Source organism: Ruegeria sp. AI3, from assembly GCF_056541245.1.
Map to the genome: position 1 here is coordinate 1 of NZ_JBQFYA010000012.1, position 12117 is coordinate 12117.

The window sequence follows — 12117 nt, forward strand, 5'->3', positions numbered from 1 at the left end:
CGCGATACCAGGGCCTTGAAGGGCCCGAGGAGGTTGAAACCTACACCGTCATCACCACGACGGCCAATGAACTGGTAAAGCCCATACACCCGCAGAGAATGCCCGCCATCCTCAAGCCGGAGGACTATGAGCAATGGATGGATGGCAACGGGGATGATGTATTTGAACTGGTGAAGCTCTAAAATTCGAACGAAACGCAAATTGTTCGGTCTGGCGAAGGTGAGAAGTCGGATCCAGCAGGAAGGTTACCGTGAAAATCGTATCGGGTGGGCAAACTGGCGTAGACTTGGCTGCACTTGAGTTCGCTATCCAACGCGGTTTGAGCTACGGCGGCTGGGTTCCCAAAGGTCGAATCAACGAAGCTGGCCGCATTTCCGAACGATACTTAGGGTTGACGGAGGCACCGTCGGCTGAACCAGACGTCAGAACCCGACTCAACGTCATTTCAAGCGACGCTACGCTTATTCTAACTGATGGATCAGAAAGCCCCGGCACGAACTATACTCATCAAGTCGCAATTGAGGTAGGAAAACCGGTTTTGCGTATCGCGCTTGCAGATAAAAACCGTCTAGAAACTGAGCGGGTTCGGCAATGGGTCTCATCGATCAAGCCTTCGGTTCTCAACGTAGCCGGACCACGTGAATCCGAGGCACCTGGCGTATATTCAAAGGCGTTTGCTTTCCTGAGCGATGCTTTTTCGACCACCTAGGCCAGTTTCTCACACGCCCGAAGTTCTTAAAGAGCTGACTGGTAAAACTGACGGTATTAACAACTCCTGCGGTCCAATGATCGAAAATTCCATACTGCCACCATTTAGGTAGCGGAGAATTTCTTGTCACTCGATATGGCAAGATAGATGTCTGCTAAACCATTTCATTTTCACTATTTCCATGCTCAGTGTATTTCAGAGTTCGCGTGAATATTGCCTGATGTCCGACACCAACACTTGCCGAGGGTATTTTTCTTGTCCGCCGACCGGCCCACATGGCTTATTTTTGCACCAGGTATATTTGTGGCGGTGTGGTCAACCGGCTATGTCGGTGCCAAGTTCGGTCTCGGCTATATAGAGCCGATGACTTTCCTAGCACTGCGCTTTGCCTGTGTAGTGGTAATTATGGCCGGGTTGTTTGCAATCCTGCGCCCACCGCTGCCAAAATCATCTAAAGAGTGGATGCACTTGGCCATCGTTGGTTTTCTACTGCAGGCGATGTATTTTGGCATGTGCTACATGTCGTTTAATGCAGGTTTATCGGTTGGAACACTGGCCCTTATCCTCGCTATGCAGCCCATTCTGACCAGCCTGATCGCGCCGCGTTGGGCAGGTGAAAGTGTGAGCTGGCGGCAATGGGCCGGATTGGCCCTTGGCCTGACGGGGGCGGTTCTTGTCATTACGGCAATGTCCGAGGTTGCTACGCCACCACTCGTTGGTTTTCTTTTCGCCGCACTCGCCCTGATCGGCATTACCGGCGGAACCTTGTGGGAGAAGCGCTTCGGAGTTTCGCACCATCCTGTCACTGCAAATTTGGTCGGGTTTACAGCGGGTTTGCTAGGGGTTGCGCCATTCATGGTCGCCTTTGAAACCATGCAGATCACTTGGACTTGGCAGCTTTTTGCGTCGCTGGTCTATCTCATCATTGCAAGTTCACTCATCGCCGTTGGCTTGTTGCTTGCCATGATCCGCGCCGGGGAAGTGTCGAAAGTTTCCGCGCTCTTTTTTCTAGTCCCACCGGGAGCGGCAGCTGTTGCTTGGCTGGTCCTCGGAGAAGTTATGCCGCCGATTGCTTGGGTTGGGATGGTTGTCGCTGGATTTGGCGTCTTCTTGGCGACTAATAAATCAAAGAAAACGTCCTGAGAGACATCGAATTGTCTGAACACAAAACAACACCTATCATCAAATAAACAATCGACCGCTTGGACGAGTTAAGTACTCAAAGCTGAACTTGGTGCAATTCTCGCGATTTGGCGCTTTGTCCGCAGAGCAGACATTGGAAAGAGTTGAGTCGAATGACCACTCTGCGGACAAAGTGTGATTTCGCAGCGCATGACCTTACGGCAGCTTTCAGCAATTCGTGAATGCCACGAAAAACCTCAAGACGTCGGCAAGCGGACATTCGCTGCAGATGCCAGTCCATTTGGCAGCAGGCGCAAATCGACCTTTGCGACGAAGTTTTCGGCTAGCTACCTATACACAAAAAATCCCTCTGATATCGTGAATGGAGATCTCTTGATCACGCCTGACGAAACGAAACGGGCGCTCCCATGGTTGGGAAGCCAGCCCGATTGAAAAGGCTTTTCGGCAACAACAATCGACCAAGTGAGAAGCCCTCCATAGGTTCAAAACCTTATGGAAGCTGTGAGTTCTCCAACAATACTGGATCCACCACCAAAGGTTGATTGAAATTCACCGCTGAAGCCTACCGACCTATTTCCATCTGCAGAAATATGTTCAAGCTTAAAGCCAAGAAACCCAGCAGCGGCATCTTCTGTAGACGCTACGAAAGAAAAGGGCGTCGCCGCTACGATCGCGTCTACATCGTCGGACCCTGCATCGAAAGTTGCGTCAATTCCGACTGCCCAGTTCAGGTAGGTGCTCGATCCATTTGCACCCTCGTAGAGGCGAGGGAAGTTCAATTGCGCCCGCGAGTTGAAGACTGAAACGTTCCGATCTTCGACCGTTAGAGGAAACGCGGTTCCTGTTTCGGTATACTCGTCAAGCTTCAGAAATACATAGCTTGCGCGAGCACTGAAGAAGGCAGGTATTGGCAAAGCGTTGATGGGGGCCGAGATCGAAAGCGATGGAGCAACGAACGTCCCATCAAAATCGCCTTGCGCTTCGCCGCCATCAACGTTTCGAGTCACTTCATTGTCGGTTATGCCAGCAAGGAGAGCTGCGTTGATGCGATATTGTCCGTAGTCCCTTTCGAGATAAACACCGCCAAAATATGACTTGATATCAGTATCACCTGCATCCTGATCCAGCGAGATGCGGCTATCGTCGTAGCCAACAAGAACACCAAAATCGCTGTTTCCGATGAACTCATTCGTTTCAGCGCCAACCACAAAACCGTACATTCTATGGCTGAAACCAAGACTTGAGCCTTCTTCTTCAACATCGCGATCTCCGCCGAAGGCTGAACCCCAAACATAGGGACCACCATCCTGTTCGGCATACCCGAAAGGACTCAGATTCCTGCTGACCTGACCATCGGATGAGCCAAAGTCATAGGGGCTGGCGGTTTCAATCGTATTGAACACTGCGTCGGTCAGATCGCTGATAAAGGTGCCTTGGGCCACAAATCCTGTCGTATCCACCGAAACCGCCGTGAGGCCATTGTTGATCAAAACGCCTGTACCATCGAAATTGACGACTTCGGGGGCGGACGCAAGATCACTATCGCTACCCGATGCATCGGCAAAGTTGACAACCGCATTCACCCCGGGCGCAAAATTCAGCGTGTCAATGTCATTCGGGTTCGTGCCCCCCATGCCATCATTGCCATTGCCGAAATCGACCGAACCGGTCAGGGCTGAGCCGGGTTCGAGCGTCAACGTGTCGTTCCCGTCCCCGCCGAATACGATGGAAAAGCCTTCGCGACCGGTGATGCGAGCCGAGTTTGTGATGGTTGCGGCGGCATTGTTGTCACGATCTTCGACTTCGATACCGTATTCGAACGCATCAATGTTTCCTGTGTTCAAAATGGTGATCGAACCCATTCCATCTACGTCCACTTCGATCCCGTTATTGTCCAGCGAACGCAACGCCCCGCTGTTGGTGACCCTCGCGTTGCCGTCACCGTTTAGCTCAATGTCGATCGCGTCGGAATCGGCGGTAAGCCGGGCAGAGTTTTCAATGCTGACGTTGCCACTTCCTTCGACATCCACTTCAATCGCATCGTCTTCGCGAGAGGTTACCTGACCCGAGTTTTCTATGAAGACATCGCCGTCTCCGAAGATTTCGGCGTCAATTCCCTCGTCGTTTCTGGCGGTTATGGATGCGGAATTTGTAATGCGTATGTTTCCGTTGTCGGTCACATGGGCAAAGATTCCGTCAACTTCGGCATCGATGGTGCCGGTTGCCGAAATGGCAATATCACCGCTTCCGTCAATTTCCGCGTTGATGCCGTCAATGTTTTCAGCCGCTATTTCGCCAGACGTTTCAACCGAGATGTTTCCGTCACCGGCCACAAAACTGCGGATCCCGTGTTCGCTAGCATCGATATCGCCATTCATCGTGATCGAGATATTGCCGTCTCCATCAACTTCAGCCTCGATACCGTCATCCGAACCAGCGCGAATATTGCCCGTGACCTGAATACTGATATCGCCGGAATCCTCGGCGTCTGCGTCAATGCCAATAGCGCTGCCAGAGATATTGCCCGCCACTATCACGTCGATCACGCCTCCGGGGCTGCCGGTTTCCACATCAATCGCATCACTGTCGCGGGACTCGATATCGCCCGTCGCATCGACGGTTACATTCCCGTCCTCTGCGTTTGCGAAGATCGCATGTTCTTCATCAGCCGAAATGTTGCCGTTAGAGGTGATCGTTACGTTGCCCGTTCCATTGGCTGCACCGTAGATCCCATAATCCCTGCCGGTAACATTCCCGGAGCTGTCGATGACGACGTCACCCACGCCATTTACCGTTGCGTTGATGCCGTCGCCTGCTGCTTCACCTCTGACATCGCCTCGGTTCGATATGGAAATATCGCCGTCATTGGTCACAAGCGCACGGATGCCGTCCCGTGCGGACGAAATGTCGCCCGACGAGGTGACATTGATATCTCCCTCTCCGCCCCTTTGGCGGGCAAATATGCCATCCGCATTGTTCCCGGCCGTCGTGATGTCTCCTGACGAACGGATTGTGATAGAGCCGTCACCGTCGTCTTGCCGGGCAAAGATCCCTCGGGCGTTGTTTCCGGTAGTCGAGAGGTCGCCCTCGGATTCTACGGTGATATCCCCGTCGCCGCCATTTTGACGCGCCAAGATACCATCAGCGTTATTCCCGGCCGTCGTGATGTTTCCGGTCGAACGGATTGTTATAAATCCATCGTCATTGTCTTGCCGGGCAAATATCCCGCGGGCGTTTCTACGGGTAGTCGAGAGGTCGCCCTCGGATTCAACGGTAATATTCCCCTCGCCGCCATTTTGGCGCGCCAAGATGGCATTCGAGTTGTTGCCTTCTGTTGTGATATTTCCCGTCGATTGGATCGCGATATCGCCATCGTCATCGCTTTGCTGTCCAACTATCCCGCCAGAGTTGTTAGCTTCCGTCGAGATATTGCCATCCGACACCACCGAGACATCCCCTTCGCCACCACTCTGAAGAGCGGTGATGCCTGTAGACCGACTTCCAGCTGTGCTGATGTCGCCCACTGAGTTGACCGATACCGCGCCGTCTCCACCGTCTTGATTGGCGTTAATTCCGTCTGAACGGCTGCCCGATGTGTTGATCCGACCATCTGATACTACTGACACGTTGCCATCACCACCTTGTTGAGTGACGCCGATTCCGACGCTTCGGCTGCGTCCGGATGTTGTAACGTTGCCAGTCGAGTTCACCGAAACGGTGCCGTCACCCTCAAGTTCGGATCGAATACCAAAGGAGCGCCGTCCGTTTGTTGCAATGTCGCCGGTCGAAGTGATCAAAACTTCCCCGGCGCCGTTTGCATCTACAACAATCCCATCCGCGCCATTGCCCGTGGTAACAATGCCGCCGGTTCCATTCGTCTGGATACTAAGGGTTGCGTTCCCTGATGGTGTGGCAAAGGCAACGCCGTCGGTTCCACCGCCAGGTGCAATTCCAGGTGCAGTAACACTATTGATATTGAGCGTTTCGATTGTGGGTCCGCTTGCCTGGACACCCGACGAAACATCTCCCGTGCAGGTGGCGACGTCACCCGCAACAGTGCACGGACCGTTTGACGGAGGAACAACCGTTTGCGCACTTAAAGGAGTTGCCACTCCGATCATTGCCCCCAAACCTATTGAACCGGCCGCAACCGGAACCGCGAAGACGCAAAATAAGGTAGGTCTAACCCGATGGTTGTTATTGGGCTGTGCTTTGGAAAGCGCCGCCGCATGACGGCACGCTCTACGGTTCAAACCGCATACTCGAAACATCTTGTTCACCACTTAAGGGTGGTTTGGAAACCACTACCGTTTTTTTTGCGCGGAACTCTCCGCGCACATGCCAGAGGCAAAAAAATGATGGCTTTTTGATGTTCCAATTAACGATGTGTTAACAAACTTCTGAATGGCCTTTTGTATGATGCAATTTGATCACATGTAGGATCTGAAAAACGATGAGCGGCAGCTTTGAACCGTCCGTTGTCACTTTAAGGACAGCATTGCGTGGTGCCCACCAGTAAACACATTGTGCGGCATTTGCCATTTTGGGCTCGTTGCCGCCTTTCGCTATTTTTCACATTAATGACCGGGCGGCAGACCAAACCGGACATTTGCAACTAAACTTTGCAGGTTAAGAAATGCGGAGGAAAAATGCTCCCGTAGTCCAAAACAGAAACGTTTGTTTTCGAAGTTAGGCCTCCCAAATACAATTTGACGAGGCCTACAGTGTTGCGAGTTCAGGGTGGCGATAGGCCTCTGGGTACGACATTGGCTTGAAAGGCCCATTGGGCACGACGCCATTCCAACTGCGTCCAAAATAACCCTGGAGGCAGTGTACAAGAGACCCTGCTTCGGCAATTCCGGGCAACGCGTATACACGGCACAGCCACCGCCACAAGTATGGGTAATCCAGGATTCGGGCACCATTAAGTTTCATCCGCACATAGTAGACCGGATCGTGACGATAGAGAGTTGGGAACAGGCGAAGATCTGCTTCTGAAAAGTGGTTGCCTGTCAAATAGGGCCTACCGTCTGAGAGATGTTCCTCCAAATATTCGAGTGTCTCGAAATAGCCGTCAAAAGCTGTTTCATAGATCGTTTGATCAGACGAAAACCCGGCCTTGTAAGCACCATTGTTAATCGCTGTATATATTCGTTCGTTCAGGTCGTGAATTTGGTGACGCGGCACTTCGTCTGGGTAAAGCCTAACGCGTTCAGCCGCCGGGATTGTGCTGCCAAGTGAATCCGCCGCAGCGTCCAGCATTCGGACAATTTCAGCGCTTTCGTTGTTAACAATGCGCCCTGCAATCTTGTCATACAGGATTGGAAGGGATTGCTCTTCAGAGCCTTCGGCACGATAGATCTCTTTGGCAAGGCGCAGTCCTTTGCCGGTGCCGGTCTCGCTCGTGCATTCTGGCAAAGTCTCACCTGTGAGCGATGCAATCCGATTAGGTGCAAACTCCCACAGGTTTGGCGCCTCTGGATCGTCGTCGCCAGTGCGGTTTGGAAATGCAACGTCCATCGTGATGCTGTTTTGAAGGCCCAACACATTTCGCGCCAGCGTCACTCTGTGACACCACGGACAATTCAGTGCTACGAAAAGGTGATAGCGATCAGGTTCTGTCGGAAACACAGGATCGCCAATAGCGTGGCGAAAGCCGCTGACACCGCGCACGAATTCACCCCGTGCGCGGCGCTTGTTGATATCAGTTTGGTCTTCTTCGGTAGACGTGTCGGTCATGACTTCAGCATCATCCTCTGAGCCGATGATGCAAGATGATTGGCACAGCCAATTCTTCTTCATCGCTGAGATGCCGTTTAAGGAACGCTTCAATCGTGTTGTTCGTCGCATGGAGCTGTCCGCCTTCGTCGTAAGCTTGCGCCTTATCAAGTGCGGATAGCTTGATCACACGGTTCGCCGTGCGGGTGAAGTCACTCAGCACCTTATCCAGATCGAAGTGATCCTGTTCCAGCAACTCAAGCCCCGCATCAAAACGAGGGTCCGCAGCAGACAATTCAGGGAAATAGCTGCGATCTTCCCAGCCGTGATGGCCATGCAGATTCCCGACTAGGTTGCGGCCATAGTAGGACAGCCGCCCCACGTAGTCGTCCAACCCCATGTCACTGCTCAACAGCTTCTCTGTATCCAGTCGAATACGTTCTGCCACACGGCGGAACATCTCATGCGCACCGAGCCAATGTTTGGTTTTTTCTTTGAAACCCGGATGGGCTTCCCAGCTGTCGCGGGGGTATTGCTTCAAGAGAAACCGCATCTCTTGAGGCATGTCGTCTTGGCGAATGGTATATGTATCGAGCATCGGTTGTCTCCTTTCAGGCCAAAGATGGGAGGTCGGGCAACTGCTCGCCACTAGCGAGAACGCACAGTCACTATGCGTCAGCGAACCCCTGCTAAGTCGGTCCAACACAAACCAGCGATCTTGCCTTTCTAGGCTTCGATGCCGTGCTGAATGAAATCTTGTAGGTCTTTGCGGCTACCCGAGGCCTTTGTCAGAACGGTATCAACGTCTTGCGGCGGAATACATTAAGTTGGTGCGTGACGGATTTCGAGAACCTGAAACGCATGATCGATCTCCACGATGGTTTGACCGCCGAGCTCGATCCGCACACGATGGGGTACTACCCGCAGCGCTGGTGGTCGCGGATAGTCTTGGACGTTTTCAGTTGTCCAACCTGTCATTTCGAACCTTTTTTATGAATCGGTTGTTCCATTTTCGAACTAGCGCGCAACCAGCGCTATTCTAGCGGAAAAGCTTCCAGCACACGGCGGGTGAACTTGCACCATCAAGACGCTCAATGTCAGCTTTGATCGGGCAGCACTTTTTGACCGGCGTTGCAGGCTGAGAAGCCGAAATGAGTGTCCTAACTCTACCAGTTCGCCAACAGTTCGCCCGTGCGCTGTAGGCCAAGGTCGAGGTTGGCAGCAACACCTCCCCCCACACCCAGTCGGATGTGGTTCTGCATCCCGTAAGACGAGCCCGGTAAGAGAAACGTCCGATAGGGATCAGCGAGCAAGCGTTTGGCGAACACGTCGCCATCAATCCCATCGAGCCGTGCCAAACCAATTAATCCAGCCTGAGGTTTGACCCAATCGAGGTTGGGCTGATCGGCAACAAACCTATCCAGGCGTTCCAGCGTTTTCATCCCAGCTGCCCGTGCAGCTTTTATAACCTGATTGTATCGGTCAGGCCTCAAAGCGATTTCGGCAATGACTTCGCCGAGAATATTCATAATTTCGCTCGAGTTTTCCCGCAGAATAATAGCGTCCCAAATCAGATCGGGATCACGGCATATCATCCAGCCGGTGCGTAGCCCCTGGAGCCCCAGTGCCTTGGAAACGCTGCCAGTCGTGATACCCCTAGAATACAGACCGGCAGTCGAAGGCGCGCGGGACCCGTCCCACTCCAATCCTGCGTAAACCTCGTCAACAACCAGCCATGCACCTACACGATCTGCGATTTGGACAAGCCTTTCCAGCTCTGCTTGTGTCATCAACTGCCCGGAGGGGTTATTGGGGTTGGTTATAAAGATTAGTCGAGTGCGTTCCGTTACTGCGGCCTCAACTTTGTCGAGCGGCAATACCCATCCAGCACTCTCTTCACGGTCGACAACTTTTAGCCTCGCGCCAACCGCCTCTGCCAATACACCCGCTTGTGGCCAACCCGGGCGTTCCGTTACGACTTCGTCGCCCGGTTGGACCGATTGCATGAATGCAAGATAATTGGCTTCTGCTGCGCCGGCGGTGATCAGAACGTCGTCTGGCTTGCAAACATCAGACAAGCCGGCGCGGTCCAAGACATGTCGTCGTAAAGCAGGCAGACCCCGAAAACTCTTTTGGTTCCAATCCAACGGCAGCGCTGGATCCAGCGCATCGATGAACTCACCCAAACGCGGTGACTCGGACAAGGAAAACCCGACGAAAGCTTCTGGATCCGTTTCTGTGGTATCCAGTAGGTACTGAAAGAGTGTGTGTATCTTGACTTTCATGCTCTACTCAAAATCTTTGTAGTCAATCAGGGAGATAGTCTGTGCAAGCAGAGGGATTTGTCAAAGGGCGACCGATTGACCTTTCGGTTTTGGACTACGGGCTGTTCAAGGTTCATTCCACTGGCCGCATAATTGGTATCTGCGGGTTTCTGATCCGGACAGATTTGGGAGAAGCAATACTCATCGATACCGGGTTCCCCGAAAAATATGCCACCGCCACTGACGCCGCAGTCAAAGAAGATCGATTGTTCGAGTTCGGCGAGGTCTTGAAGTGTGAACCAGACAATCTTCCAAGCGCACAACTGGCAAAACTCGGGCTTCTTCCGTCAGACATAACACTACAGATTTGTACGCACACCCATATCGACCATATCGGCGCACTGGGCGACTTTCCAAGCAGTCCAATTCTTATCTCTGCTGCGGAGCGAGCCTTACCCCGCCCGTTGTACTGGGGCGAAATGCGGCCTTTGGAATGGCCCGATCAGGATTACCTGGTTGTTGATGACGACGTAGAGATTGGGCCAGGTATCTTCGTTTTGATGGCACCCGGTCATGCGCCTGGCCAGATCGCGGTAATGGTCGATCTTCCATCGGGGACGGTTTTACTAACCAGTGATGCGATTTCCCGACCAGCAGAAATCGACGAGAAGTTTGCCGGGTCTTGGGACGAGGATGCAGCGATTGCCAGCGCAGACAGGTTGATGCGTCTGGCATCCGAGCGAGATGCGTTCGTAATCTATGGGCATTGTCCAAAGCAATGGCCTGTTCTGAAAAAAGCACCAGAAGGCTACAGCTGATCCCACCCCACGGACCATTTTCCATAAAGGCAACGGTGCGCCTAGGAGTTATCTGACGTCGCGACCTTGATTCAGAATAATCACATTTCCACTGGAAACATCACCAGCCGGCGAAATTAGAAAACCGACCCAAGCGGCGATTTGCTCGGGCAGCATCGCGCGGCCATGCGGCATAGCATTAACGGCTTTCTCCAAGACGTCCTTGGTTAAGACATTGAACAACGGTGTCTCAGTCATGGCAGGTGCCAGAGAATTTACACAGATTTTTTCCTGCGCGTATCGACGGGCAAGGTCTTTCGTAAGTGTATCCATCGCCGCTTTTGACGCCCGGTAATGGGGAGGGTCGAACACATCGAAATTGTAAGCTCCATTCGATGAGATATTTACAATCTTTTTGATGCCTTCGCGTTCCAACATCAACTGAACCGCCTGCTGGCAACATTGGAATGCAGAGTTAAAGTTTATCGCCATCTGCTTTTCGAGTTCCTCGGGCGGAATGTGCGGGAAGTCAGACATGAAGCAGGTGCCCGCGTTGTTTACCAAAGCATCCAGACCGCCATACTCTAACCTAATTCCATCAAACGTATGAGCGATAGCAATGGGATCCGTTAAGTCAACGCAGATAGGCGTGAATTCCGAACCTAACTCAGTTGACGTTTCACCTAGGCCCTCCTCGTTGAGGTCCAGTCCAAACACGTGGAACCCATCTGCCCGCAGTTGGCGACAAATGGCTTGCCCCATCCCTCCCGCTGCACCAGTCACTACCGCTGTTTTCATAACAAATCCTCCCACCTTGGTATATTTTGGGATACTCCGAGTTAAAGCAGAAAACTCACAACCCCTTTTTCTGAAAACCGAGAAAGTCAATTCCGTTTGAATTCAGCGCGCGTTCGTTTTGAGCTCAAGCTAGACTTTGCAAAGTCCGCTTTCTGCGCATTGCTGCACATTTGTTGACAAATCAGCCTCGCGAAAGGCGATCATACTTTTTTGAACGTCTGCTTTTGACATTCCATTATGGAACCGTTGCGGGTGAATAAAACGACCGGTTTCCGCTCCAATTCGGTTTGCCCCCCTTTAAGAGTTTCACGCGGAAAAATTTGACTTCCCCCGCCGGTCCCTTGGCTTAACGCCTGCAACTTTTGATAAGGCATATGGCTTAAGCACATCAGATACGTAGCTATCACTCAAGGCCTTGCGGTCGGGAATGTACAAGCCCGGGCATGGACTTTCGCCCTAAGATTCAGAGTTTTGCGTTTTGGTGCTGGTTGATGACGCGCACCGCGGGCCATAATTATCATCGACCGCGTGCCACCTCCGATACAAGTTATTGTTGGCTTCAAAGTGCAGGTCCGCCGCTGCCCCAACTTGCCCATCAACCTCCGGGCTGCACAAAGAGACCAGTCCACGATGCCATTGCAATTTGTGCCCATCCAGAACCGTCGCTAGGCGTCCATCTGAGCAAATC

Annotated in this window: 9 protein-coding genes; 4 read left to right on the top strand and 5 right to left on the bottom strand. The window is 52.6% G+C overall.

Translation table 11 applies throughout. The features are described 5' to 3' along the window. From ACRZ95_RS17030 to ACRZ95_RS17040, 3 genes are all read left to right on the top strand, one after another. The coding region (locus ACRZ95_RS17030; RefSeq protein ID WP_480555287.1) for an SOS response-associated peptidase family protein at positions 1-182 on the top strand (182 nt) is incomplete at its 5' end. 68 nt (positions 183-250) lie between these two features. Continuing rightward, complete coding sequence (locus ACRZ95_RS17035) at positions 251-709, top strand: putative molybdenum carrier protein (protein ID WP_170680478.1); 459 nt, start codon at positions 251-253, stop codon at positions 707-709. A 255-nt stretch (positions 710-964) separates the two neighbouring features. After that, complete coding sequence (locus ACRZ95_RS17040; RefSeq protein ID WP_170637369.1) at positions 965-1852, top strand: DMT family transporter; 888 nt, start codon at positions 965-967, stop codon at positions 1850-1852. 482 nt (positions 1853-2334) lie between these two features. Here the strand turns inward: ACRZ95_RS17040 and ACRZ95_RS17045 are convergent, their stop codons facing one another. From ACRZ95_RS17045 to ACRZ95_RS17060, 4 genes are all read right to left on the bottom strand, one after another. After that, positions 2335-5973, bottom strand: coding sequence for an autotransporter domain-containing protein (locus ACRZ95_RS17045; RefSeq protein ID WP_170680477.1), 3639 nt, complete (start codon positions 5971-5973; stop codon positions 2335-2337). Positions 5974-6571: 598 nt separating this feature from the next. After that, complete coding sequence (locus ACRZ95_RS17050; RefSeq protein WP_480555290.1) at positions 6572-7654, bottom strand: glutathione S-transferase C-terminal domain-containing protein; 1083 nt, start codon at positions 7652-7654, stop codon at positions 6572-6574. Beyond that, positions 7602-8168 (bottom strand): hemerythrin domain-containing protein, encoded by a 567-nt coding sequence (locus ACRZ95_RS17055; protein WP_170680467.1) that lies wholly within the window; start codon positions 8166-8168, stop codon positions 7602-7604. The genes ACRZ95_RS17050 and ACRZ95_RS17055 overlap by 53 nt, the downstream gene beginning before the upstream one ends. 568 nt (positions 8169-8736) lie before the next feature. Continuing rightward, complete coding sequence (locus ACRZ95_RS17060) at positions 8737-9855, bottom strand: pyridoxal phosphate-dependent aminotransferase (protein WP_170680465.1); 1119 nt, start codon at positions 9853-9855, stop codon at positions 8737-8739. Between the two features lie 41 nt (positions 9856-9896). Here ACRZ95_RS17060 and ACRZ95_RS17065 point away from each other — a divergent pair, with 41 nt between their 5' ends. Then, entirely contained in the window at positions 9897-10652 is a 756-nt protein-coding gene (locus tag ACRZ95_RS17065; RefSeq protein ID WP_170680462.1) for an N-acyl homoserine lactonase family protein, read from the top strand. A 48-nt stretch (positions 10653-10700) separates the two neighbouring features. Here the strand turns inward: ACRZ95_RS17065 and ACRZ95_RS17070 are convergent, their stop codons facing one another. Further along, positions 10701-11429 carry an SDR family oxidoreductase gene (locus ACRZ95_RS17070; protein ID WP_170555808.1) on the bottom strand — a complete coding sequence of 243 codons (729 nt, stop codon included), beginning with the start codon at positions 11427-11429 and terminating at the stop codon, positions 10701-10703. Between the last annotated feature and the right edge of the window lie 688 nt (positions 11430-12117).